Genomic DNA, 24,667 nt, shown 5'->3' with positions numbered 1-24,667 from the left:
GGCTGTCCAGCGCAGTGCCGCGCTAGCGGGCGGCGAACGCGGTGGAACTGCGCTGCCGGTCGATCTTGGCAAGCAAGACGGACGCCCCGCCCTCGCCCTTCGCTGCCAGCGCAGCAGCAAGCACTTCAGTCGTTTGCGGCAGAGCGCGCTGGATGCGGTAGGCTTCGCGCGCATTGGTCAGTGCCGCGTCGGCCGCGCCGGTCTCGATCTGTGCCCGGGCGAGATCGCTCAACAGGCGTGGATCGCGCCCTCCGCCGAGCCGGACCGCATGACCCAGCAAAGTGGCAGCCTCCGCCCATTTGCCCTGCGCGGCAAGCCGCCGCCCGAGTTGCGCCGCCAAAACATGGTTGCGCGGATCGAGCGCCAGCGAACCGGCCAATAGGCGGTCCGCGGCCTTCGCATCCCCCAGCATGGTCAGCGCCTTGGCGACCCGCTGGATCATGGCCGTCGTGCGCCGGACCTCGCCAGCCTGGGCATAGTATTGCAGTGCGGCAGCGGGCCTGCCGGTCAGCAGCGCGGCATCGCCGTTGAGGTTCTCGATATCGACGGCGCCGGGAAAGCGGGCGTCGAGGTCCCGCGCAAGAGCGGTCGCCGCATCGAGCTGACCGGTCCCGAGCAGGCGCCTGAGTTCCTCCACGCCCGCATCGGCACGCGCAGTAGCATCCCAGCGGAAAGACGCGTCTTCGCCGGCCGCGCCGAACGGATAGGCCGCCAGCGCCGACGGTGCAGCCTGCGCCGCGCGATCGAGCAAGGGCGCTGCGTCGGCGCGGCGGCCGAGCTGTTCGTACGCGCGCGCGAGTAGCGTCAGCACATAGGGCGAAGCGTTGTCTCGGCTCGCGATCGGAGTCAGCCGCGATACCGTCTCCGAAAGGTCCCCGCTTGCGAGGAGCGCACGAGCGAGCAGTTTTGCGGCGAGTGGATTGTCAGGTTGAAGTCGTGCCAGTTCGTCGAACCGCTCGACCGCGAGCGCCGGGTGGCCGGTGCGATATTCGAGCACCCCGGCCAGCACGAGACCGGCCGGACTCGCCGCGCTGTCGTCGCCGGCGCGCCACAGAAGGCGCCGGGCGAGGTCGTCCTGCCCGGCGCGCGCCGCGAGCACGCTCTGCAGGTAATAGATGCGCGGATTGTCCGGCTGCAGCTTGAACATGTGGCGGACCACCCTGAGCATGGACTTGTAGCGGCCGGCCTCGCCCAAGGTCGCAGCGTAGTCGCCCAGCAGGGCGACGTCGTCGGGCGCGATCCCGACGGCGCGTTTGAACCACGGCAGCGCCGCGACCAGGCCGCGCGAATCGCGCACCAGCTGGGCCTGCAGCGACAGGGCGTCGGGATCGCGCGGGTCGAGGGCGAGCGCCCGGTCGATCGCATCGCCGACAATGTGCTGCTCACCGCTGCGATAGCGCATCCGGGCGATATCGACCCACAATCCCGAGCTTCGCGCACCGCTCGCGATGGCACGGTCGAAGGCTTCGGCCGCTTCGCCGAATTCGCCGCGCTCGGTCTTGAGGCGGCCGAGCGCGCGGAAGCCGGATTCGGCGCTCGACCGGTCGAACTCGCCGGGCTCGAGCCATTGCAGCGCTTTGCCGGTTTCTCCCTGGAGCGCATAGGCTTCGCCCAGGGTGGCGGCCACCGCGCTGCGCGGCGCCCCCTCGGCCATGGCCCGACGCGCGGCAACCTCGGCGGCGATACCGTCGCCTCGAGCTATCGCCTCGCGCGCCGTGGTCAGCGGGTCGCCGCCCCCACCCGCGAGCGCCGGGATGGCCGCGCAGGCGAGGAGCAGCGCCAGCCAGATCCGCTCAAGCCTGCAGGTCATACTGCTTGAGCAAGTCGTAGAGCGTGGGCCGACTTATGCCGAGAAGCTTGGCGGTGCTCGAGATATTCCCGTCGGCCCGGGCAAGCGCCTGGCGGATCATGCGCCGGTCGGACTGCTCGCGGGCACTCTTGATGTTGAGCGCTTCGCACTCCCCATCCTCGGTGCCGCCGAGGTCGAGGTCGGCGGCGCTGATCAGTTTGCCGTCGGCCATGATGACCGCGCGCTTCACCCGGTTTTCGAGCTCGCGGACGTTGCCGGGCCACGACCAGTCGCCGATCGCCGCCAAAGCGTCGGGTGCGAAGCCCTTGACCTGCGGGTTCATCTCTCCAGCGAAACGTTTGAGAAACGCCTTGGCGAGCAGCGCGGCATCGCCGGGACGCTCGGCTAGGCTGGGTATCCTCACCACGATTTCGGCGAGACGATAATAGAGATCCTCGCGGAAGCGCCCGTCGGCGATCATCGCCTCAAGGTCCTGATGCGTCGCGCAGACGATGCGGGTGTCGACGGAAATCGACCTGCGTCCCCCAATCCGCTCGATCGTACGCTCTTGCAGGAAGCGCAGCAGCTTGACCTGCAACGGAAGCGGAATGTCGCCGACTTCATCGAGGAACAGCGTGCCGCCGCCGGCAAGCTCGATCTTGCCTTCGGTGGTCTTGATTGCGCCCGTAAAGGCGCCCTTCTCGTGTCCGAACAACTCGCTCTCGAGCAGGCTTTCGGGAATCGCCGCGCAGTTGATGGCGATGAAATTGCCGCCCCGGCGATCGCTCGCGTCGTGCAGACCGCGCGCCAGAAGTTCCTTGCCGGTGCCGCTCGCCCCGAGCAGCATGACCGAAGCCTTGGTGTTCGCGACGCGCTCGATGGTGCGGGCGACGCGGACCATTTCCGGTGCTGCCGTGATGAGACCGCCGAGCACGCGATTGCTGTCACCGGAACGCTCGGCCAGTTTGCGGTTCTCGACCTCGATATGATGGAGGTTGAGCGCGCGCCGGACGATCAAGCCGAGCTGCTCGATGTCGACGGGCTTCTGGTAGAAATCGTAGGCTCCGCGCTCGATGGCGGTCAGCGCGCTGGCGCGCGCGCCGTGACCGCTGGCCACGATGACCTTGGTGTCGGGCTTGAGGGCCATGATCTCGTCGAGCACCGCAAAGCCTTCGCTGGTCCCGTCGGGATCAGGCGGCAGGCCGAGATCGAGCGTCACCACTGCCGGCTTCTCGGCGCGCAAGGCGGTAATCGCGCTATCGCGATCGCCGGCGATTATCACTTCGAAATCGTCGTAGGCCCATTTGAGCTGCGCCTGCAGCCCCTCGTCGTCCTCGACGATCAGGAGTTTGGGGAGCTGTTCCACCATCATGCCACCTCAGCTTTCACATTGTAGCTTGCGGGAATTCGCACATCCCCGAGCAGGCGCGGGAGGCGCACGACGAAACGCGTGCCAAGCCCCTCGCGGCTTTCGACTTCGAGCTTGCCGCCCATGGCGCGGATCGTCTCCCGCGCCTCGTAAGCGCCGATGCCGAACCCACCGGGCTTGGAGGAATGGAACGGCTTGAACAGCGTGGTGCGAACGAATTCGGGGCTCATGCCGCTACCCGAATCGTTCACTTCGATGACGACATCCATTCCCTCCGACCGCGCGTCGAGAAGAACCGCGGTATCGTCCCGGCTGGCGTCGACCGCGTTCTGAACGAGGTGCACAAGGGCCTGATCGAGTGCGTCGGGCTGCGCAAGGGCTATGAACTCGCCGCCCGGCAGGGCGATGACGGCGTGCTGGGCGCGGTAACGTTCGGCGATCGACTGCAGCAGCGAACGGACGGGCACCGGTCCGACTTGCTCCCCGCCCTGGCCCCCGTACCGGCCGAGGCGCGCAAGCAGGGTGTTGAGCTTGTCGCTGCTGTTCCTGAGGGTCACCAGCATATCGGCGCGAAAAGCCGGCTTGTCGGCATGCTTTTCGGCGTTGCGTGCGAGCAGCGAAAGCTGGCTGGCAAGGTTCTTGATGTCGTGCATCACAAACGCGATGCGGCGGTTGAATTCGTCGAAGCGCTGCGCCTCGCCGAGCGCGTCTTGGCTGGCTTCCTCCGCAAGATAGCTAGCGAGCTGGCGACCCACCACGCGCAGCAGGTCGAAATCCTCCCAGTCGAGCGTGCGCGAATAGGCCGGTCGCGCGAGCACAACGATGCCCAGGAGGCGGTCGTAATGCAGCAGCGGCACCATTGCCCACGCCCGCGCCTCGTCGACGAGCCACCGCGGCACCGCGGCATCCGGAATATCTTCGTTCTTGCCCGCTCTCCAATGATCGAGGTCGAGGATGAACTGGCTGTCGGCGAAGAAGCGTGCCCCGGCGACGTCCATCGCCTCGGCCGGGATTTCGGTTCCCGGCCATTGCCAGCGCGCTGCGAGCGAAAGACTGCCATACTCGCCCGGCGCCAGCAGCAGCCCGGCGGGACTGTCGGTCACGTCGGCCACGGCCTGGATCACCCGCTCACGCAGCGGCATTGTCCCCGCGTCGCCGTCGCCCATGGTCCGGGTGAAACGCAGCCATTCCTCGCGATAGTCGTAGCGGTGCTGGAAGAGATTTTTCGTCACGGTGACGTGGAGCCAGCCGCGCAGGCGCTTCGATGGCAGGAGTGCCAGCGCACCCGCGCTTGCGACCACGAGGAACGCGATCTGCAACAGCCCGGCTGTTTCGCCGCCGGCGATGGCGATGCCGCGAAACGCCACGACCATCAGCCCGAAATAGCCGGCGATGACGAGCAGCGAGATCGACCGGAAGGCGAAGGCCCGCGAAGGGCTGAACGCTTGCTCGGGCGTGCGCTGCAGGGCACCGATCGCCAGCAGCAGCGTCACGGCCAGCGGTATCAATGCGCGGAAGCCGGCGAGAGTGGCGTGCAGACCCTGCTCGAGAAAAGCCAGGGTCTGAAAATTGAGGTCGTAGAACCACATCAGCGCCATTGCCGCGGCCGGCCAGCGCAGTTCGCGCCGGGCGGCGAGCGAAGCCCCGGTGTAGAGATTGTGCACCAGGACCAGCGCACCTGCGCAAAACAGCAGCCGGAAAGCGATGCCAAGACGGACCAGTTCTCCGGTCCCCGCTGCGCTCGGCTCGCCCACGACGGCCAGCGCAAGAGCGATTTGCATCAAGCCTACGAAGCCCAGCGCGAGCACCACCGGCCGAATTGGGCCCAGGCTCTCGTGACGCCCATCGCGAGCGAACATACGGTAGAGCGCCCATAGCCAGGCGAGATAGCTCGCGCTGAGCAGGAGCCGCGCCGACATCGCGTCGGGCCCAAACACCGGCCGGGCCAGCGCCCAGGCGGCCATGGTCGCCAGTGCGGTGGCGGTTGCGCCGTGCGACCACGCATTTTGCGCGCGGCGCGCGAGCAGCCACGTCGCCAAGACCAGCGGTCCGAGCGCGGACAGCAGGTAAGCGACCAGTTCGAGCGGGCCGACCACCGGACCGTTCATCGCGCACCGTCCGGCCAGAGGATCACCCGCAAGGTCTGCAGCAGGATCAGGATATCGAGGAACGGGGTGTAGTTCTTGGCGTAATAGAGATCGTACTCCAGCTTGGCCCGCGCATCCTCGACCGAGGCACCGTAGGGATAGTTGATCTGCGCCCAACCGGTGATGCCCGGTTTGACCATGTGCCGCTCGGCATAGAACGGCAGCTTCTCCTCCAGATCGGCGACGAACTGGGGCACTTCCGGCCGCGGCCCCACGAAGCTCATGTGGCCCTTGAGCACGCTCCAGGTCTGCGGCAATTCATCGATCCGGACCTTGCGAATGAACCTGCCGAGCCGCGTGATGCGCGGATCGTCTTTCGCGGCCCACTTTGCTCCGTCCTTTTCGGCATCGCTGCGCATCGAACGGAGCTTGATGACCGAAAATGGCTCGCCATAAAGGCCGACGCGCTGTTGCCGGAAGAATGCCGGACCGGCGCTGTCGAGCTTCACCAGAATGGCAAAGAGGCCGATGAACGGGAAGGTCAGCAGCAGCAGCAAGCCGCTGGCGAGGATGTCGAACACCCGTTTGGCGAAGCTCGATATCATCCGGCCGGAGGAGAAACCGTCGGAGAAGATCAGCCAGCTGGGATTGAGCGTGTCGAGATCGACTCGTCCTGTTTCGCGCTCCATGAAGCTGGAGAAGTCGTTGACGTGGACCCCCGCAGTCTTGACCCGCAGCAGGTCCTTGAGCGGCAATGCGTTGCGCCGTTCCTCGATCGCCAGGACCACCTCTGTCGCGCCGAGCGCCTGCACGTGGTGCGAAAGGTCGGGAATGGCGGCGCGCGGAATCGCGCCCTCGAATGCGAGGTGACCGCCGCCCATCGACACGTAACCGACAATCGCGAAGCCGCTCCCCGGCCGTTCGCTCAGCGCGCGCAGACGCAGAGCGCGCGGTCCGGCGCCAAGCACGAGGACTCGGCGGCGAAAGGCGTTGGCTCCCAGCAGGCCGCCGACCACCACGCGGTTGGCGAACAGCAGCGCGAGCGCGAGAATCATCGCGTAAAGCAAGGTCGAACGCCAGTAGGTCTCGCCGGGCAGGACAAATTCGACAAAGGCGAGCAGCAGTACGGCCAGGCTGACCCCGACCAGCAGCCGCGCGCCGGCAAATCGCAGCGAGCGTAGCGCTTCGCTGCCGAAGATCCCGACGGCGATCAGCGCCGTCTGCGTCACGACGGCAAAGCCGATCAACGCCGGCATCCGCTCGCTCAGCAGCCCGGCGTCGGTTCCGATCTGTTCCGCTCGCAGCTTCCACGCGAGATCGTTCGCCAGCAGCAGGAGGGCGAAATCGATCAAGCCGAGCAATAGCACGGCGTGCGGAATGTAGTGTTTGAACAGGCGGATCATCGCTCCCACCGGCGGCGCCCGCGCAGGTTGCGGGCGTCACCGGATTAGAGGGGAGTGATGAAATGTCGGTAAATTTTACACTGCACGATAATCTGCTGCAAATTCAGCCTCTTGCACTTCAAGGAAGCTAGCCGGGTTCAATTCGCTACAGAGTCGGCAGCCTCCTTCGCAGCATCGCCGACAGAATTGGCCGCATTGCCGACGTCGTCGGCGGCCTGGGCCACTGCGTCGTCCTTGGCCATTTCGGCGCCGCCCATCGTCGAGAAAATCCACAGGCCGGCCACCACCGCAACGAGCAGCACGATGGCGATGAGCCATCCGCTGCCGCCGCGCCTCGGTTCGTCGGAAATGACGGTGGTATGCGTCGTATGCGTATCGCCTTCCGGCGTGCGAACCTCGGTAATGCGTTCTTCTGTCATGACCTTGTCCTTTGTTGATTGGCGGCCAAACGGACCGGACAGGCGAGCGGTTCCCCCAAGGATGGTAAGCGGGTCTTAACCATTTTCGCGCGCAGGGTGGTTAACTCGCTCCGAGTAGGAACGCCGAGCCATGCCAATGTCCCACCGCGCTAAGAAAAAGCCGCCGTCCACGCAGATGTATCGTCACTTCGCGGTCATCACCGTGGTCGCAACCGGTCTTCTGGCAATGCTGGCCGAGGGTAGCGGGGCCGGGGCCGTCGCCCGTCGGGCCGAACAGCCGAACGACCGGGGAAGCACACAGCTCGAGACCGAGGCCAACCGCCAACCGGTCACTACGGCGCCGCAACAGCCGGGCGGGGTCTGGGGCACTTCGTCTGGACCCGGCTTCGCGGCCAGCTCAGCGGGTAGCGTCTTCGCCCGCTCGGGGCCGCTCGCCGGGGACCGGAACTTGCGAGACGCCGGATACGGTCCCGACTATCTTTCGCAATTCACGCCCGAAGAGCGCACCGAGCTCGCCCAGGCAGCCGCGGTCAACACTGCCGGTGCCGACGTCCGCAAGACCTCGCTGGAAGGCGCTTCGCGTCTCCGCAGCGGCTCGGTTGGACGCTAGGAGCTTCCCCTCGCGCCGGCCTCCTGCGCGCGCTATGTCCTTCCTCGATCGGAGGAGGCACACATGGATCTCGAGTCAACGGTAGCAGACCTGGCACAGCGGCTGGAGGCAGTCGAACGGCGCGCCCAGGCGGCCGAGGACCATCTGGCCATAGCCAACCTCCAGCGCATGTATGGATACTACGTCGACAAGAGCCAGTGGGAGCACGTCGCCGACCTCTTTGCTCGCGACGCCGTGCTGGAAATAAACGGCCGCGGCCGCTTCATCGGCCACGAGCGGATCCGCGAATACATGCGCCACTTCGGTCCGCCGAAGGACGGGCTGCTGATGAATCACATGCAGCTTCAGCCGGTCATCCACGTCGATCCCGACGGAATGCACGGCAATGGCCGATTGCGAGCGCTGATGATGGTTGGCCAGATGGGCGACCATGCGATGTGGGGGGAGGCGATCTACGAGAATGCCTACGTCAAGGAAGATGGGGTGTGGAAAATCGCCAAACTGAAGGCCTACCAGGTCCTCTACACCCCTTATGACAAAGGCTGGGCCAAGGAAGCGAGCCCTCTGCTGAGCGAATTCGGCGACTTCCCGCCCGACGAGCCGATCGATCCCTACCCCGTCTTTCCGAACTATTTCTGCCCCCCTTACCACTACCCCAATCCGGTAAGTGGACGCCGCTAGTTCAAAGCCCGTATGTGAACACCAGCAGCGCCGAAAGCGTCGCGGTCATCAGCAGCACCAGCGGCACCCCGGTTCGAATGTAGTCGCTGAACTTGTAGTCGCCCTCGGCCATGATCAGCATGTTGGTCTGGTAGGCGATCGGCGTCGCGTAGCAGAGGTTGCAGCCGAACAGCACCGCCAGCACGAGCGGTTCCGGCGGCAGGCCGAGTTGACTCGCGATGGCGAAGGCAATGGGGGTCCCCACGGTCGCGGCAGTGGCGTTGGATGCGAAGTTGGTCAGCAGCGTGACGAACAGCATGATGGCGCCAAGTACCGCCGCCGGCGGTAGAAACTGCAAGCCCAGCGACAGTGCCTGCCCCAGCCACGCCGCTGCCCCGGTCTCTAAAATGAGGCGTCCGACTGCAATGCTCGCCGCGACCAGGACGATGACCTTGCCCGACAGCGCGCGACCGACCCGGTCGAACTTCACGCACCCCGTGACAAACATCAGGATTGCCCCGCCCAGCGCGGCAATTGCAATCGGCAGCAACCCGACAGAAGCCATCCCGACCGAAAACAGCATGATCGCCGCCGAAAGCAGCGCCTTGGAGCGGCGCGGCATCTCGCGCCCGCCCTCGAGCATCAGCAAACTGTCGCTGGAGACAAATTCCTGCAGGTTGTCATCGAGGCCCATCGCCAGCAGCACATCGCCTTCGGCCATGCGAAGTTCGCCGCGTTGATCGCCCGGCTGGTTGCGCAGCATGCTGTCCGGCTTGTGGATGCCGAGAATTGCGATGTTGTAGAGGTCGGCAATGCCAGAGGTGGCGAGGGTCCGGCCGATGAGGCGCGAATCCCCGGTGACGACCATCTCGACGACGCGAACGTCTTCCCCCAGGTCGCTGCCCTTGCGGCGGATGCGGTCGATGACCCATCCCGGAGCGACCTGACCCTTGAGCACGCGCCCTGCCTCCGCAATGGCATCGTGCGTGCCGGAAACCACCAGTTGCTGACCGGCCTGAAACGGTCCGTCGGGCCGCTCCTCGAAGCGGAAGTCGTCGGGCAGCTTCCCGATAACCTCGTCGAAATGCTTGCCGACCAAGTCGCTACCGGCCGGTATACGGAGCCGGGTCACGAAGCGGCGGTGGGCCTGTACGTCGTCGGGGCTGTTGTCGCGCAAGAGCCGCGGCATGACCAGCCAGAGGTAGGGCAGAGCCACCACGGCGGCGGCGGCCACGATCGGCGTGAAGTGGAACACGCTCATCGGGCGCATGCCGAGGTCCCGGGCGATGGACACGACCAGAATGTTGGTCGACGTGCCGATGGTCGTCGCCATGCCGCCGATCAGCACCGCGGCGTTCAGCGGGATCAGCGTTTTCGAGGCGGGGAGACCGCCCCGCGCCGCGAGTCCGACGAAGATCGGCAGAAGCAGCACCAGCACCGGCGTATCGTTGACCGCCATCGACAGCGCCATTGCGGCGACGAGCGAAAAGAGCAGCCCGACTTGCTGGTTGAACCGGAAAACGCGTTCGAGAAAGCGCGCCGCCGGATCGAGCGCACCGGTTACGACAAGACCTCGCCCCATGATCATCAGCGAGCAGATGGTGATCAGCGCGTAATGCCCGAACCCCGAGAACGCCAGCACCAGGCCGTCGCTCGGCTCGCTGTGCGGCATTGGAAAAAAGTACATGCCGACCGCGATCACCGCGATGGTCAGCAGCGATACGATTTCCGCCGAAAGGCGGCCGCGCGCGAAACCGACGAACATACCGAGCGTGACGATCATCGCCGCGAGGGCATGGTACGAAGGGAACGGTATCATCCCGCGGCCTTACAAAGTCGGCGCGGCACTCGACAAGCGAAGTTCGCCCGGCATCCCGCGCGGGAGCAGCAATTTCCGGCAGATGCGGTGGCTGGTACCCCTGGCCGGACTCGAACCGGCACTTCGTAAGAAACTCGATTTTGAGTCGAGCGCGTCTACCAATTCCGCCACAGGGGCCACCGCAACGAGCGGGCGATTAGCCGAGTGCGCGCGGCGGCACAACGGTTGAAGGGCAGCGCGGAGACTCAGGCAGCAAAATCCATTGGCCGGGCGAGCGCGCCATCGAGGCGGAAGCAGTCCGTTTTCCGATCGGGGCGACCGAACAGGTAACCCTGCCCAATCGCGCAGCCCTGGACCCGGGCTGCGGCAGCGCCAGCATACGTCTCAATCCTTTGCGCGAGCACGGGCACACCCAGATGCCGTGCCGCCGCGACGATGACGCCGATCTCGACCCCGGGATGCCCCCCTTCCCCGCCGGCGCTATTGGCTGGATCGAGCTTGATGCGATTGAAGGAAAAGCGCGCGAGGTCGCGCAAGCGCAGGCTTCCCGAGCCGAAGTTGTCCAGCGTCACCCCGACGCCGTGTGCTCGCAGCTCATCGACCAGTTTGCGGGCCCGCTCAGGATCGGCGCAGAGTGCGCGCTCGGAAATCTCAAGCTCGAGTCGGTTCGGCCCGACGCCGGCATCGTCCAGCGTTCGCAAGGTTCGCTGCACCAGGCCTTCTTCGGCGAGTTGGCATGCCGAGAGATTGAGCGCGAAGTTCCACCCGGACGGCCATTGTCGCGCGTGCGCCGCGGCGGCGGCGAGCAACGAAGCGTACATCGGGCCGACCAGACCGCTTTCCTCTGCAAGCGGAAGAAAATCACCCGGCATCCGGAGTCTGCCTTCGACGTCGCGCCAGCGAGCGAGGACCTCGAATCCGAGGATTCGTCCCGAACCGAGCTCGACCAGGGGTTGGAAGAACGGTTCGATGCGCCCGGCCGCAATGGCAGATTTAAGCTCATGGACGACAGCAGCGCGCTGCTCGATTTCGCCCACGAGCTCGGGATCGGAGAAGGTCAACCCGACCGCGTTCCCACCGGCATGCCGGGCCTGCGCGACTAGCGCACGGTCGATCAGGCTGTCCGGCGTATCGCTGGTGCGCGCGATCGAGACGCCGACGCGAAGCTGCTGCGAATCGGCGACGAGCGTCCCGAGCAAAGAGCAGGCACTGCGAGCGAGCGTGACGAGATCGCCCGTCTCCAGCGAACCGCCAAGAACGACGACGTAGCGCCCCGCTGCAAGGCGGGCGAGCAGCCAGTCTTCCGGAACGATGTGCGCAGCGATTTGGGAAACGCGGCGCACCAACTTCGTTTCGCTTTCTCCGTCCGGGGCGAGAGGGCAGAAATCGAGGGAAATCACCGCAGGGCGGCAGCGCGGTTCGTCCAGCGCGGCAACGAGCCATTCGCAGACCGCAGCGCGGTTGGCCAGGCCCGTCAGGGGGCAGTGCCGCGCCGCGGCTTCCAATTCGCAGGTCTGCCGTTCGATTCTGGACAGGGCAATCCGCGATTTCCGCCACGACCACAGGCTCGCCGCGGAAATCACGGCAAGCAGCAGACAGACGGAAGCCAGGTACGTGGCCATGAGTTGCGACTCTCTTGACGGGACAAGGGCCGCTAAGCCAGCGGACCTAAGCCGTCCTTGGCGCTTCCGTAGGTAGTTGCCCTATGCCTTGAGCGCGCCAGCGACCAGCTTGTGCAGCCGCGAGTGAACCGTATCGTTTCCGGCGACGACCTGTTTGTCGCAAATCGGCAGCGACCGCCCTCGATAATCGGAAACGAAGCCACCGGCTTCGCGCACGAGCAGACAGCCGGCGGCGGTATCCCACGGGCTGAGATCGCTTTCCCAGAACCCGTCGTAGCGGCCCGAGGCGACCCAGGCGAGATCGAGTGCGGCCGAGCCGAAACGGCGAATTCCGGCGACATTGGGGCCGACCGCGGCAAAAACCTTCGCCCATTCGGCGAAATCACCATGGCCTTGATAGGGGGTGCCCGTCGCGATCAGGGCTTCGGACAGGTGGCTGCGCCCCGACACACGCAGGCGCGCGTCCTGCAGCCACGCGCCGCGGGACTTTTCGGCCCAGAACGTCTCGTCGGTGATGGGTTGGTAGACGACGCCGGCAACCACGTCGCCCCAGCCCGAGCCGTCGGGCTTGGGTTCCTGCGCCGCGATCGAGACTGCGAAATGCGGGATGCCGTGCAGGAAGTTGCTCGTGCCGTCGAGCGGGTCGACGATCCAGCGCGGCTTGCCCGGGTCCCCTTCGATCGTGCCGGCTTCCTCGAGCACGAAACCCCAGTCGGGCCGGGCCACGCGCAGCTCGTCCCAAATCGTGCGCTCGGCCTGTTGATCCGCCTTGGAGACGAAATCGCTCGGCCCCTTGCGGCTGACCTGCAGGTGCTCGACTTCCCCGAAATCGCGGCGCAGCTTGCCGCCCGCTTTGCGGGCAGCCTTTTCCATCACACGAATGAGGCCGGAAATGGCAGCCATGAAATCCTAGCCCGCCTTCCCGACGTAGGCCTGTTCATAGACGTCGACGACGATCCGCGTACCGGTGCCGATATGCGGCGGGACCATAATGCGCACGCCGTTGTCGAGCAGCGCCGGCTTGTAACTCGACGAGGCCGTCTGACCCTTCACCACCGCGTCGGCTTCGACGATGGTGGCTTCGATCTGGGCCGGAAGCTCGACGCTGATGGGCTTTTCGTCCCACAGCTCGAGCATGACTTCCATCCCGTCCTGCAGGAAGGGACGAGCATCCCCGAGCAGGTCGGAAGGCAAGGTGATCTGCTCGTACGTATCCTTATCCATGAACACGAGCATGTCACCGTCCTCGTAGAGAAACTGATAGTCCTTGGTGTCGAGCCGGACTTTCTCGACCGTGTCGGCGCTGCGGAACCGGATGTTGGTCTTGCGCCCATCCTGCAGGTTCTTCATCTCGACCTGCATGTAGGCGCCGCCCTTGCCCGGCTGCGTGTGCTGGATCTTGGCGACCTTCCAGATGCCGCCTTCGTATTCGAGAATGTTGCCGGGACGAATGTCCACGCCACTGATTTTCATGGCCGGTGCCTGCCTTGTGAAAGAGCCGATTGGATTGCCGCGCGCCCTAGACGACAGTTCATGCAAGCGCAACGCGCCCGTGCTATGCGCAGCGCCGTGCGTACGATACTTCCCCTGATCGCCCTTTTGACCGCCGCCCCGGTCGCCGCGTCCGGTCCGGTCGAGACCGCCACGCGCGGCAGTTACAGCTGCGAGATGCCCGGCACTGCCGCCGGCGCGGCCGGCGTCCGCGTGCCGAGCAAGGATTTCCGCATCTCCAGCGCCAGCCGCTACAAATCGGCCCAAGGCAACGGTGTCTATCTGCGCAAGGGCGACGTGATCCGCTTCACCAGCGGCCCGCGCAGCGGCGAGACCTATCTCGTAGTCGGCGACAATTTCCTGCGCGCGCTCGGCGCAGACGGCAAGTCGACGCGACTGCGCTGCATCCGCACTGGCCGCTAAGGACCTCGCGACCTCCCTGCCAGCAGCGGATAGGGATCGATGGCAGTCGCCGGTTCCCACCAGTCGGAGCCGGGCGTCGTCTGGATGATCGCGAAATGCAGGTGCGGCGCATCCGGGCTTGCGTTGCCGCTCGACCCCACCGCGCCGAGGACCTCGCCCTCGCTGACGGCCTGCCCTTCGGCGAGACGCGGTGCATAGCGGTCAAGGTGCGCATAGTAATAGATCGTGCGGCGGTCGGGGGAGCGAACGTAGATCGTGTTGCCGCCGGCTTCCGACTTGAACAGCTTTTCGACCGTCCCGGCTGCGGCCGCAAGAACAGGGGTGCCGCGCGGCGCCATGATGTCGAGCGCTTCGTGAAGTCTTGCGCCGCCGCGCACGTCGCTGAAGGTATCGCCGAGGTCGTCCGGTTTCACCCCTTGTACGGGGATGAGAAGTCCTCCTGCCGGAGCGCGCCCGCGCGGCTGGATGTCCTCTCGATCGAGAGACTTCACCGCAGGTGCGGGCGGCGGCCCGGGCTTCAGGGGCGTACCGGCGGTCGTCGCCGCCTCGTCCGCCGACTTGATGACGAAGCTGCTTCCAAACAGGATCCAGGCTGCCGACGTGAGTGTGGCGGTTACCGCAATCGTCAGCAGGCGGTCGAGAGCGTTCACGGGTCAGGCCTGGAAGATGACCTTGGTTTGGGTATCGACCATCTGCGCAAGCCGCGCTGCATCCCAGTTGGTCAATCGTACGCAGCCGTGGCTCTGCGCCCGGCCAATCGTTTCCGGTGCGGACGTGCCGTGGATTCCGTAATGCTCCTTGGTCAGATCGATCCACACGACACCCACCGGTCCGTTCGGGCCGGGCGGGAGTTTCTGCTTCGCATCGCTGTCGGGCACATCCCAGAAGAGGTCCGGATCGTAAGAGAAAGAAGGATTGTGGGAGATGCCGGTGATGCCCCACGTCCCGATCGGCAGGGGATCGTGGCTCGAGCCCGAGGTCACGGTGAATTCGACGACCAGCTTGCCGTCCTTATCGTATCCCTTGAGCCAATCGCCGGACTTATCGACGACGATTTTGGCGAGGTGGGGCTGCTGTGTTCCCACACCCAGCGATTGCAGCGTCGCCTGCCAGCCCTTGTCCCTGATCGAGCTGCCATCGATCCGGTCGGCCCCGATATTCGGCACGCGGATCTGCTGCCCCGCCGTGAAGTACGACGCCTGCTCCTGCGTCCCCACATCCTCCCCTGCGGACGATGTGGAGGTCGGGGTCGGGGTGGGCGAGGCCGCGCTCGGCGAGGCCGGGGCGGCTTTGGCACCTGCCGGACGTCCATCGGGATTGAGCATCTTGAGGGTGTCGATCGTGGTGTGGAAGCGTTCTGCGATCCGCTCGTCGAGGTTCTCGTAGCCGAGGCGTTGCAACTTGGCTTGTTCGGCAGGGCTGTCGGGAACGTCGCGGTATTGCCTGTCGCCCCAGTCCGACGGTATCGTCACGACACGCGTCGCAGGTATGTTGTTCCATTGCGCCAGCGCCGTCTTGGTCGCTTCGTCAAGCTTGCCGGTCACCTCCAGGTCGTTGGCTTCCTGGAAGCCCTCGATGGCGTTCTTGGTGCTCATGCCCATCTTGCCGTCGATCACGCCAGGGCCGAAACCGTGACGGTCGAGCACGACCTGCGCCTGCATGATTGGTCGATCCTCCGGATCGGGGATGTCGACGGACGCCTGCTCACCCGGCGCAGGGTCGTTCGAGTGCATCGCATCGGCGCCGTTTTCCTCCACCGACATGTGATCGGCCACTGCCGACTGTTCCTTCTCGTCCGTATCGTCGGTTCCATTCATTCCGCAGGCAGCCAGGGCGAGGACGGAAGCGGCGGCAATCAGATGACGCATGCGGGAATTCTCCACGTAGTACAGGGGCCGCCCCGGCCCCTCGTTCGCAGTTGGAACGGGTGGAGCGGCGAAAATATCCTCGCAGCCTAACCTGCGGTGCGGATTGCCTCGTGGAACGCCTCGACCGCCTCTGTCTCGTCACGGCCCCAGACCGCGTGGCTCACGGCGAGAAAATCGGCGCCCGCCCGAACCAGCGGGGCGCAGTTACCAGGAGTGATACCGCCGATCGCCACGCAGGGAATCTCGATCATCGCATGCCACCACTCGAGAAGCTCGAGCCCGGGCCGGTGCTCGCTCGCCTTGGTCGCGCTCGGGAAGAAGCTGCCGAAAGCGACGTAGTCGGCCCCCGCCTCCCCCGCTTCCAGCGCCAGGTGACGGCTGGCATGGCAGGTGACGCCAATCTGCGCCTCGCGCCCGAGCTCCTCGCGGGCTTCGGCCACACTGCCATCACTCTGTCCGAGATGCACGCCATCGGCGCCGAGGCGTTTGGCCAGGGCAATCGAATCGTTGACGATGAACGCCACGTCGCGCGCCGCGCAGATCTCCTGCAAGGGCCCGGCGAGGCGGGCAGCCTCGTGCTGGTCGATATCCTTGACGCGGAATTGGAACGCCGCGACCTCGCCGGCATCGAGCGCGCGCTCGAGCCGCTGCGGGAACCGCCCGGCAACGTCGAGCGGCGAAATGAGGTAAAGCTGGCACGAAAGCTCGCGGGGGGCATTTGCTCCACTGTGGCTGCTCAAACCGCTCCTCCTAATGCGCCGATCCGGGTCGGTTGTTCCGGCTGGATCTACAAGCACTGGCGCGGGCTGTTCTATCCCGAAGGGCTCGCCGTCAAGCGCTGGTTCGCTTTCTATGCCGCCGAGTTCGATACGGTCGAGATCAACAACAGCTTCTATCGGCTCCCACCGCCCGAGACCTTCGAAGCCTGGCGTCGTCAGGCGCCCGAAGGGTTCTGTTATGCGGTCAAGGCCAATCGCTACCTGACGCAAATGAAGAAGTTGAAGGACTGCGAGGAGCCGCTCCAGCGTCAGATGCACTCGTTCGACGCACTGCGGCCCGCGCTAGGCCCGATCCTTTACCAGCTGCCCCCGCGGTTCAAGATCAACCTGGAACGGCTCGAAGCTTTCCTCCAGCTATTGCCCGACGATACCGTCAACGTGTTCGAATTTCGCGATTCCAGTTGGCACTGCGACGAAGTCTTCGCTCTGCTGGAAGCGCACGGCGCGAGCTACTGCGCGCATGACATGCCCGGGTCGGCGAGCCCGCGCGTCGCTATCGGGCCTGTCGCCTATCTGCGGTTCCACGGCGGCGAAGGAAAATACTGCGGGCGCTATCCCGACGAGGCGCTGCTCGAATGTGCGGACTGGATCGCCGCCGAAGTCCGAAAGCAGCGGCCCGTATGGGCCTATTTCAACAACGACCTGGAGGGCCACGCCATTCATGACGCGCAGACGCTGCGGGCGATGGTGCGTCAAGCGGTTCGCTGATCGATCCTGACGGGCGCGCTGCTGTTCAGGAAACGGTCAGCACGCAAAGCGTTCTCAGGGTCGATGAACAAGCCTTTCGCCATTGCCGCCCTCGCCATTGCGTCGACCTCTCTGGGGGCCTGCGCGACAATCCCCGACGCACCAATCGTCGAGGGAACGCCCGCCGCCGAGGGCACGCCCGTCGCGCTGCGCCATCCGGTGCACGTGGGGAATGTCGTCGCCACGCCGATGAAGGTCGTCGAGGACAGCCGCTGCCCGATGAACGCCCGGTGCGTGTGGGCGGGCCGCCTCATCGTGACGACCCGGATCGACGGCGCCGGATGGCGGGACACGGCGGACATCACGCTCGGCGAGACCTACGGAACGCACGGCCGGGTCATCGCCCTGGTGTCGGGCTTGCCCGAGAAGACCACCGATCACGAAACCCAGCCGGGCGAATATCGCTTCGTCTACGAATCGCGCTGAGGATCAGGCGACGCTGGCGGCGTAGATCTGGTCGATCGCCGCCCCCAGCGTGGCGTCGAACTCGTCATCGCTCTGCTGCGCGCGCAGGTCCTGCAGCAGACCGCGGCTGAAGCTGGCGATCATCCCTTTGTTCTGCGCCAGCTTTTCGCACGCCTCGTCAGTCGAGTAGCCGCCCGACAGTGCGACCACCGCCAGCACCTTCGGATGTGCGATGAGCTCCGCGTAAAGATTGGCCTGCACCGGGATCGACAGCTTGAGCATGACTTGCTCGCCGTCGGGCAAGGCGTCGAGGTTCTTGAGAATCTCGGCTTTGAGGATCTTCTCGCCCTCCGCACGGTCGGCGGCGGTGATGGTGTATTCCGGTTCGAGGATCGGCATCATCCCCTGTTCGATGACGTGCCGGCCGACCTCGAATTGCTGCGCCACGGCAGCGGCGATGCCGGCCGGGTTGGCCTCGTGGATCACCGAGCGTTCCTTGGTGCCGAATACCCCGAGGGACTTGGCGCGAGCGAGCAGCGCGTCGAGACCCGGCATCGGCTTCATGAGCTGAACACCGTCGGCAGTGTCTTCGAGGCCCTTGTCGATCTTGATGAACGTCACGATGCCGCGATCGATCAGCGCCTGCGGGGTCGGCTTGCCTGCGACGGTGCCGTCCATGGTCTTTTCAAACAGGATCGCGCCGATGACCTTGCCGTTCGCAAAGCTCGGACTGGTGATGATGCGGCTGCGCATCTCGTGGATCTTGCCGAACATCTCGTCGTCGCCGGACCATTCGTCATCCGAAACACCGTATCCACGTAGCGCCTTCGGGGTGGAGCCGCCCGACTGGTCGAGCGCGGCGATGAAGCCGTTGCCTGCGGCCATCTTGGCGGTCATGTCCTGCTTGTTCACGAATTGCTCTCCGCTTGTGGCGCGATTCTCGTCCGGGACCGCGCAAATGAAATGACGATGTGTCTGGCCGGTGGCATATCTGCGGGGCCGCGGGAAAGCAAAAAAGCGCTTGCACCCTGACGGCTTGCATCCCCGATACGGAGCGGCCACTGGCAGACGATGGCGCGCAGCAGACACGACGGTCGAAGCGAACTCCCGACCGGCCTGGTCTGGGTGCTCGCACTCGCCTGCGGCGCGATGGCGGCGAATCTCTATTATGCGCAGACGCTGATCGACGAGATCGGGCCGCAAATCGGTCTCGACACGTCACTGGCCGGTCTCGTCACCACGCTGACTCAACTCGGGTACGGAATCGGCCTGCTGCTGATCGTCCCGCTCGCCGACCTGGTCGAGAACCGGAGGCTGGCGCTCGTCGCCTGCATTGGCGCAGGTCTCGGCTCGCTGACGATCGCGCTGTCGCAGAATGCCGCCACGTTCCTCGTCGCCTCGATTGTAACCGGGCTCTGTTCGACCGGGGCGCAAGTGCTCCTGCCGCTCGCTTCGCACCTCGCACGGGCCGAACGGCAGGGCCACGTTATCGGGCTCGTCATGAGCGGGCTGCTCGGCGGAATCATGTTGGCCCGCCCCGTGGCAAGTTACACTGCACACCTGTTCGGCTGGCGCGCGGTGTTCTTCGGCTCGGCGGGCTTGATGCTTGCGATCGGCATCGCGCTATTCACCGCCTGCCCCCGGCGCCAGCCCGAAGCGCGGATGGCCTATAGCGCGCTCGTCGCATCGGTCTTTTTGCAGCTGCGCAAATGGCATCCACTGCGAATGCGCGCCGCCTACCAGGGGCTGCTGTTTGCAGCGTTCAACCTCTTCTGGACCGCAGCGCCACTGCTGCTGATTCACAGGTTCTCTTTCTCGCAGCAAGGCATCGCCCTCTTCGCACTCGCCGCGGCCGGCGGTGCGCTGGTGGCCCCTTACGCAGGGCGGCTCGCAGACCGTGGCTTCGCCTGGCGAAGCACGCTTGCGGCCCTCGCCGTTACCGCTGCATCCTTTCTGGCAGCAGACTGGACCGTTGCCGCAGGCAGTCTGCTCGGCTTCGCGGTGGTCGCAGTCGTGCTCGACGCCGCCACGCAAGTGAACCACGTCACGGGCCAGCGCATTATCTTCGCCCTTTCGCAAGACGCCCGCGGACGCATCAATTCCGCCTACATGACGGTCATGTTCCTCTTCGGCGCCTTCGGCTCGGTCATCGGGTCGGCCACCTATGCCGCCGGTGGCTGGCACTTCGCGGCTCTAACTGGTGTCTGCCTCGGCAGCGTGGCGCTGGTGCTGTTCCTGGCGTTTGACAGCGGGGCAAGCCGAACGGCCTGAGCTAGGCCGCGAGCGCCGCCACGCCCGGCAGGACCTTGCCTTCCATCCATTCGAGGAAGGCGCCCCCTGCGGTCGAGACGTAGGTGAAGTCATCTGCCACCCCGGCGTGATTGAGCGCCGCCACGGTGTCGCCGCCGCCTGCCACCGAGGTCAGCGAGCCTTCTTTGGTCAGCGCCGCCGCAGTCTTCGCCAGCGCCACGGTCGCCGCGTCGAACGGCGGTATCTCGAACGCACCGAGCGGACCGTTCCAGACCAGTGTCCGGCACGTCTTCAAGACGTCGGCCAACGCTTCGGTGGCAAGCGGGCCGATGTCGAGGATCATCTCGTCGGCGGCGACCTCGTGGACGTTGCAGGTGCGCAGGCTCGGCGGATTGGCGGCGAATTCCTTCGCCACCACGACGTCATAGGGCAAATGCACGGTGCAGCCGGCCTTGTCGGCCGCGTCCATGATTTCCTCGGCCGTGCCGGTCAGCTCATGCTCGCACAGGCTCTTGCCGACATCGACCCCGCGCGCGGCGAGGAAGGTATTGGCCATGCCGCCGCCGATGATCAGCTGCTGGACCTTGCCCACGAGATGTTCGAGCACGGCCAGTTTGGTCGAGACCTTGGCCCCGCCGACTACCGCGGCGACGGGCTGGACGGGGTTCCCGAGCGCCGCCTCGAGCGCCTTGAGCTCCTTTTCCATCGCCCGCCCGGCGTAGGCCGGCAAGAGATGCGCCAGCCCCTCGGTGCTGGCATGGGCGCGATGCGAGGCAGAGAACGCGTCGTTGACGTAGAAATCGCCCAGCGCGGCAATGCCTCGCGCAAACTCCGGGTCATTCTTCTCTTCACCAGGCCAGAAGCGCGTGTTTTCGAGTAGGCCGATATCGCCGGGCCGCAGGATGCCTACAGACTGCTCCGCGACCGGACCGGAGACCTCGGGGATGAACATGACTTCGCGGCCAAGCACGCGCTCTAGGTCCCCCTGGACGAAGCTGGTCGACATCGTCGAGTGCTTCTCGCCCTTGGGGCGGCCGTAGTGCGCCAGAAGCAGGACCTTGGCGCCCGCATCGGCCAGTTCGAGAATGGTGGGCGCAACCGCTTCGGCGCGGGTCAAATCGGTGGCCCGGCCGTCCTTCATCGGCAGGTTGAGGTCGACGCGCACCAGCGCGACCTTGCCGCGGATGTTACCGAGGTCGTCGAGGGTACGAAAGTTCGCCATCACAAGACTCCGTTCGCCCTCAGCTGATCGAAGGGCGTGGCGCGGACGTGCTTCGAGAGGTTCAGCACGAACCGCAAATAAGACATCAGATTATGCGAACCGCGTCGCCGACAGCGATCTCGCCGTCGCTCACTACCCGGCCGAGCAGCCCGCCCCGCCAGTCGGGCGTCAGGGCCAGGCGCAGGCCGTCCTTGAGCGCGTCCATCCGGTCGCACGGATCGCATTCCATCGTAACCTCGATGACGAGGCTCCCACCGATGGCTATCCTGGCGCCCGCTGCACGCGGCAGTCGCAGGCCGGAAACCAGCAGGTTGCGGCGGCAATCCGACCAGTCGAGAGCGGCGTGGGCCTCTGCAAAAGCTTCGGCGACGCTTTCCGCCTCGATCAGCGAGACCTGCCGCTTGTGACCTGCCTTCGTCGAAGCGAGGCCGCCGCGAAAATCGCCGCGCACGCCCTCGGCCACGGTGACCGTGACATGGTCGACGGTCTCCATCGGCCCCTTGGGAGCAGCGTGCCTGGCGATTCCGTCGAGCCTGCCGGCCATAACGCGTCCTTAGAGGAACGAGGCCATCATCCCGGCGGTGTCGATCATCCGGTTCGAGAAGCCCCACTCGTTATCGTACCAGCTGACGACGCGGGCAAGCTTACCTTCGAGCACCGCGGTTTCGAGGCTGTCGACGGTCGAGCTGGCCGGGTAGTGATTGAAGTCGCTGCTGACGAGTGGCTGGTCGGTGTAATCGAGCACACCCTTCATCTTGCCCTCGGCTGCGGCCTTGAGTGCGGCGTTGAGCTCGTCCTCGGTCGTATCGCGCGAGGGCGTAAAGACGAGGTCGATCAGGCTGACGTTTGGCGTCGGCACGCGGACCGACGAACCGTCGAGCTTGCCCTTGAGCTCCGGCAGAACGAGGCCGACCGCGCGGGCCGCGCCGGTGGTGGTCGGGATGATGTTCTGCGCTCCGCCCCGCGCCCGACGCAGGTCCTTGTGAATCTGATCGAGCATGCGCTGGTCATTGGTGTAGCTGTGGATCGTCGTCATGAAGCCGCGCTCGATGCCGACGGTGTCGTTGAGCACCTTGGCGACCGGAGCGAGGCAGTTGGTGGTGCAGCTGGCGTTGGAGACGATGTCGTCGTCCGCGGTCAGCGTGTCCTGGTTGACGCCGAATACGATGGTCTTCGAGACGCCGCTGGCCGGGGCCGAGATCAGCACCTTCCGGGCGCCGGCGGCGATGTGTGGGCGGCTCGCCTCGTCGGACTGGAAGAACCCGGTGCATTCGAGCACGATGTCGATGCCGTTGGCCTTATGCGGCAGCTTGCCCGGGTCGCGCTCGGCGGTAACGTGGACGCGCTTGCCGTTGATGACGAGATCGTTTCCATCGGTCTCGACCGTGCCCGGGAAACGGCCGTGCGTACTGTCGAAGCCGAACAGCAGCGCATTCGATTTCGTGTCCGCGAGGTCGTTGATCGAAACCAGCTCGAGATCGTGGTCGTCGCGTTCGAGGATCGCCCGTGCCACGAGCCGCCCGATGCGCCCGAACCCGTTGATCGCCACCTTCGTCGTCATTGGAGGAACTCCTGTTAACCGTTTAACTTGTCGAGAATTTTTGGGACGATTTGCTCAGCCGTAAAGCCGAACTTTTCGAACAGGTCGTCGGCCGGGGCCGAGGCGCCGAAGCGGTCGAGTCCGATGTTGAGGCCGTCCAGACCTGTGTAGCGTTCCCAGCCCTGGGTGACGCCGGCTTCGATCGAGACCTTGAGCGCATCGGCGGGGAGCAGGTCCGCTTTATATGCGGCGTCCTGTCGATCGAAGATGTCCATGCAGGGCATCGACACGACGTCCGCACCGACGCCTTGTTCCTCAAGGCTTTCCGCTACGGCGCAGGCCAGTTCGACCTCCGAGCCCGAAGCGACCAGCACGACCTTGCGCCCGCCTGTGGCAGCGCGCAGGCGGTAGGCTCCCTTGCCGCTGAGCATGTGGCCCTCGTGACGCAGCTGCGGCAGGTTCTGCCTAGTCAGCGCGAGCACCGCCGGCGTATCCTTGTCTTCGAGCGCTAGTTGCCAACACTCGGCAGTTTCGACCACGTCGGCCGGGCGGTAGACGTTGAGGTTGGGAATCAGACGCAAACTCATCACCTGTTCGACCGGCTGGTGGGTCGGTCCGTCCTCGCCCAGCCCGATGCTGTCGTGGGTCAGCACGAAGATCGAGCGAATCTGCTGCAGCGCGGCCATGCGGATGGCGTTGCGGCAATAGTCGCTGAAGATCAGGAAGGTCCCGCCATATGGGATGACCCCGCCGTGCAGCGCCATGCCGTTCATTGCCGCGGCCATGCCGAACTCGCGGATGCCATAGTAGATGTAGCGTCCGCCGTAGTTGCCGACAGTCATGCCGTGGGTCTGGCTGGTCTTGGTGTTGTTCGAACCGGTCAGGTCGGCTGAGCCGCCAACCGTCTCGGGCACCAAGCCGTTGATGACCTCGAGCGCCATTTCGCTCGCCTTGCGCGTGGCGACCTTTTTGGGATCGGCGTAGAGCTTGGCGATGTAGCCGGAGAGCGAGAAGCCCTTGGGCAGGTCACCGGCCATGCGGCGGGACAGTTCGGAGCCCTTGTCCGAAGCGGAGAAGCGCCCTTCCCACTTCTTGCGCGTCTCGGCACCCCGCTCGCCGGTTTCGCGCCAGTGGCCGAGGATTTCCTCGGGGACCTCGAATGGCGCGTAGCTCCAGCCTAGGTTCTCGCGCGTGGCGGCGACTTCGGCCTCGCCCAGCGCGGCGCCGTGTGTCTTATGGGTGCCTTGCAGGTTGGGCGCGCCTTTGCCGATGATCGTCTTGCAGGCGACAAGCGACGGCCGCTCGTCTGCCACGGCCTCGTCGATTGCAGACTGGATGTCTGCGTAATCGTGCCCGTCGCAGCGCACCGTGTGCCAGCCTGCGGCGCGGTAGCGCGCCTCGACATCGTCACTCGTCGAAAGTTCGGTCGATCCATCGATGGTGATGCGGTTGTCGTCCCACAGCACGATGAGCCGGCCGAGGCCGAGATGGCCGGCAAGGCCGATCGCCTCGTGGTTGATGCCCTCCATCAGACAGCCGTCGCCGGCGACGACCCAGGTGCGGTGATCGACAAGATCGCTGCCGAATTCTGCGTTGAGATGGCGTTCGGCGATCGCCATGCCCACGGCCATCGCCAGTCCCTGCCCCAACGGCCCGGTCGTCGCCTCGACGCCGTCGAGCAGGAAGTTCTCCGGGTGGCCGGCGCAGGGGCTGCCAAGCTGGCGAAAATTTGCGATCTCCTCCATCGTCGGATGGGCGTAGCCCGACAAATGGAGCAGGCTGTAGATCAACATCGAGCCGTGTCCGGCGCTGAGCACGAAGCGGTCGCGATCGGGCCAGTCGGGCGCCTTGGGGTCGAATTTCAGGTACTTCGACCACAGCACGGTGGCTATGTCGGCCATACCCATCGGCATCCCGGGGTGCCCCGAATTGGCGGCCTGGACCGCATCCATCGACAGGGCGCGGATGGCGTTGGCCATAGGCGCGAGTCTGGCGGGATCGAGGCTCATGCAGATATGCTCCTGCTGGGCGCCGGTTTGGTGGGACAGGTCGGCTCGATTCGGCGCGCGCCGCCTCCTTTGCGGACGGCCCGCCGTGCGTCAAGCAATGCCCCGTCGCGCATCGCGCAAGCGGGCCAGAACTGTTCACAGCTTTTGCGTCCAAG

23 protein-coding genes and 1 tRNA gene are annotated in these 24,667 nt (G+C 65.5%); 6 read left to right on the top strand and 18 right to left on the bottom strand.

Features of this window, described 5'->3' with window-relative positions; translation table 11 throughout:
* Positions 1-22: 22 nt before the first annotated feature.
* The 5 genes from Q7I88_RS10670 to Q7I88_RS10650 form a co-directional block, all read right to left on the bottom strand.
* The gene (locus Q7I88_RS10670) at positions 23-1,810 is read right to left on the bottom strand and encodes a tetratricopeptide repeat protein (protein ID WP_305095900.1); all 1,788 of its coding nucleotides are present in this window, start codon (positions 1,808-1,810) and stop codon (positions 23-25) included.
* On the bottom strand, positions 1,794-3,158 hold the full coding sequence (prsR, locus tag Q7I88_RS10665; protein WP_305095899.1) for a PEP-CTERM-box response regulator transcription factor: 1,365 nt from the start codon (positions 3,156-3,158) through the stop codon (positions 1,794-1,796). The genes Q7I88_RS10670 and prsR overlap by 17 nt, the downstream gene beginning before the upstream one ends.
* Positions 3,158-5,266, bottom strand: a complete 2,109-nt coding sequence (gene prsK / locus Q7I88_RS10660) for an XrtA/PEP-CTERM system histidine kinase PrsK (RefSeq protein ID WP_305095898.1) — start codon at positions 5,264-5,266, stop codon at positions 3,158-3,160. Before prsK ends, prsR begins: the two co-directional genes overlap by 1 nt.
* The gene (locus Q7I88_RS10655) at positions 5,263-6,648 is read right to left on the bottom strand and encodes a TIGR03013 family XrtA/PEP-CTERM system glycosyltransferase (protein ID WP_305095897.1); all 1,386 of its coding nucleotides are present in this window, start codon (positions 6,646-6,648) and stop codon (positions 5,263-5,265) included. The genes prsK and Q7I88_RS10655 overlap by 4 nt, the downstream gene beginning before the upstream one ends.
* A gap of 137 nt (positions 6,649-6,785) precedes the next feature.
* Entirely contained in the window at positions 6,786-7,067 is a 282-nt protein-coding gene (locus Q7I88_RS10650) for a hypothetical protein (protein WP_305095896.1), read from the bottom strand.
* A gap of 136 nt (positions 7,068-7,203) precedes the next feature.
* Between Q7I88_RS10650 and Q7I88_RS10645 the strand changes: the two genes are divergently transcribed.
* Together Q7I88_RS10645 and Q7I88_RS10640 are read left to right on the top strand one after the other, a co-directional pair.
* Positions 7,204-7,677: a hypothetical protein gene (locus Q7I88_RS10645; RefSeq protein WP_305095895.1), complete on the top strand. Its 474-nt coding sequence runs from the start codon at positions 7,204-7,206 to the stop codon at positions 7,675-7,677.
* Positions 7,678-7,740: 63 nt separating this feature from the next.
* Positions 7,741-8,358 (top strand): nuclear transport factor 2 family protein, encoded by a 618-nt coding sequence (locus Q7I88_RS10640; RefSeq protein WP_305095894.1) that lies wholly within the window; start codon positions 7,741-7,743, stop codon positions 8,356-8,358.
* A 1-nt stretch (position 8,359) separates the two neighbouring features.
* On the opposite strand, the gene Q7I88_RS10635 is transcribed toward Q7I88_RS10640, so the two are convergent.
* From Q7I88_RS10635 to efp, 5 genes are all read right to left on the bottom strand, one after another.
* Positions 8,360-10,156, bottom strand: coding sequence for an SLC13 family permease (locus Q7I88_RS10635; protein ID WP_305095893.1), 1,797 nt, complete (start codon positions 10,154-10,156; stop codon positions 8,360-8,362).
* A gap of 92 nt (positions 10,157-10,248) precedes the next feature.
* Positions 10,249-10,333, bottom strand: a tRNA-Leu gene (locus Q7I88_RS10630).
* Between the two features lie 68 nt (positions 10,334-10,401).
* Positions 10,402-11,778 carry a GGDEF domain-containing phosphodiesterase gene (locus Q7I88_RS10625; protein WP_305095892.1) on the bottom strand — a complete coding sequence of 459 codons (1,377 nt, stop codon included), beginning with the start codon at positions 11,776-11,778 and terminating at the stop codon, positions 10,402-10,404.
* Positions 11,779-11,859: 81 nt separating this feature from the next.
* On the bottom strand, positions 11,860-12,681 hold the full coding sequence (locus tag Q7I88_RS10620) for an inositol monophosphatase family protein (protein WP_305095891.1): 822 nt from the start codon (positions 12,679-12,681) through the stop codon (positions 11,860-11,862).
* Positions 12,682-12,687: 6 nt separating this feature from the next.
* A complete protein-coding gene (gene efp, locus Q7I88_RS10615) occupies positions 12,688-13,251 on the bottom strand; it encodes an elongation factor P (protein WP_305095890.1) in 564 nt (187 codons plus the stop codon).
* A 96-nt stretch (positions 13,252-13,347) separates the two neighbouring features.
* Between efp and Q7I88_RS10610 the strand changes: the two genes are divergently transcribed.
* Entirely contained in the window at positions 13,348-13,692 is a 345-nt protein-coding gene (locus tag Q7I88_RS10610; RefSeq protein WP_305095889.1) for an elongation factor P, read from the top strand.
* On the opposite strand, the gene Q7I88_RS10605 is transcribed toward Q7I88_RS10610, so the two are convergent.
* The 3 genes from Q7I88_RS10605 to thiE form a co-directional block, all read right to left on the bottom strand.
* Positions 13,689-14,342 (bottom strand): M23 family metallopeptidase, encoded by a 654-nt coding sequence (locus Q7I88_RS10605; RefSeq protein WP_305095888.1) that lies wholly within the window; start codon positions 14,340-14,342, stop codon positions 13,689-13,691. The genes Q7I88_RS10610 and Q7I88_RS10605 overlap by 4 nt on opposite strands.
* 3 nt (positions 14,343-14,345) lie before the next feature.
* Positions 14,346-15,560 (bottom strand): L,D-transpeptidase family protein, encoded by a 1,215-nt coding sequence (locus Q7I88_RS10600; protein ID WP_305095887.1) that lies wholly within the window; start codon positions 15,558-15,560, stop codon positions 14,346-14,348.
* 86 nt (positions 15,561-15,646) lie between these two features.
* On the bottom strand, positions 15,647-16,300 hold the full coding sequence (gene thiE / locus Q7I88_RS10595; protein WP_305095886.1) for a thiamine phosphate synthase: 654 nt from the start codon (positions 16,298-16,300) through the stop codon (positions 15,647-15,649).
* On the opposite strand from thiE, the gene Q7I88_RS10590 reads away from it, so the two are divergent.
* Both Q7I88_RS10590 and Q7I88_RS10585 read left to right on the top strand, forming a co-directional pair.
* Positions 16,289-17,047: a DUF72 domain-containing protein gene (locus Q7I88_RS10590; protein WP_305095885.1), complete on the top strand. Its 759-nt coding sequence runs from the start codon at positions 16,289-16,291 to the stop codon at positions 17,045-17,047. The genes thiE and Q7I88_RS10590 overlap by 12 nt on opposite strands.
* A gap of 63 nt (positions 17,048-17,110) precedes the next feature.
* A complete protein-coding gene (locus Q7I88_RS10585) occupies positions 17,111-17,512 on the top strand; it encodes a hypothetical protein (RefSeq protein ID WP_305095884.1) in 402 nt (133 codons plus the stop codon).
* Positions 17,513-17,515: 3 nt separating this feature from the next.
* Here the strand turns inward: Q7I88_RS10585 and Q7I88_RS10580 are convergent, their stop codons facing one another.
* Positions 17,516-18,388, bottom strand: a complete 873-nt coding sequence (locus tag Q7I88_RS10580; protein ID WP_439648388.1) for a fructose bisphosphate aldolase — start codon at positions 18,386-18,388, stop codon at positions 17,516-17,518.
* 174 nt (positions 18,389-18,562) lie between these two features.
* On the opposite strand from Q7I88_RS10580, the gene Q7I88_RS10575 reads away from it, so the two are divergent.
* Positions 18,563-19,762 carry an MFS transporter gene (locus tag Q7I88_RS10575; protein ID WP_305095882.1) on the top strand — a complete coding sequence of 400 codons (1,200 nt, stop codon included), beginning with the start codon at positions 18,563-18,565 and terminating at the stop codon, positions 19,760-19,762.
* Position 19,763: 1 nt separating this feature from the next.
* Here the strand turns inward: Q7I88_RS10575 and Q7I88_RS10570 are convergent, their stop codons facing one another.
* The 4 genes from Q7I88_RS10570 to tkt all read right to left on the bottom strand — a co-directional run bounded on the left by Q7I88_RS10570 (position 19,764) and on the right by tkt (position 24,512).
* On the bottom strand, positions 19,764-20,963 hold the full coding sequence (locus tag Q7I88_RS10570; protein ID WP_305095881.1) for a phosphoglycerate kinase: 1,200 nt from the start codon (positions 20,961-20,963) through the stop codon (positions 19,764-19,766).
* An 85-nt stretch (positions 20,964-21,048) separates the two neighbouring features.
* Complete coding sequence (locus tag Q7I88_RS10565; RefSeq protein ID WP_305095880.1) at positions 21,049-21,507, bottom strand: MOSC domain-containing protein; 459 nt, start codon at positions 21,505-21,507, stop codon at positions 21,049-21,051.
* A 9-nt stretch (positions 21,508-21,516) separates the two neighbouring features.
* On the bottom strand, positions 21,517-22,524 hold the full coding sequence (gap, locus tag Q7I88_RS10560; protein ID WP_305095879.1) for a type I glyceraldehyde-3-phosphate dehydrogenase: 1,008 nt from the start codon (positions 22,522-22,524) through the stop codon (positions 21,517-21,519).
* A gap of 14 nt (positions 22,525-22,538) precedes the next feature.
* Complete coding sequence (tkt, locus tag Q7I88_RS10555) at positions 22,539-24,512, bottom strand: transketolase (protein ID WP_305095878.1); 1,974 nt, start codon at positions 24,510-24,512, stop codon at positions 22,539-22,541.
* Positions 24,513-24,667: the final 155 nt, after the last annotated feature.

Origin of the sequence: Croceibacterium aestuarii, from assembly GCF_030657335.1 — a bacterium.
Classification (GTDB): Bacteria; Pseudomonadota; Alphaproteobacteria; order Sphingomonadales; family Sphingomonadaceae; genus Croceibacterium_B; species Croceibacterium_B aestuarii.
The sequence above is the reverse complement of the archived record's forward strand: the minus strand, read 5'-3'. Positions and strand labels throughout refer to the sequence as shown.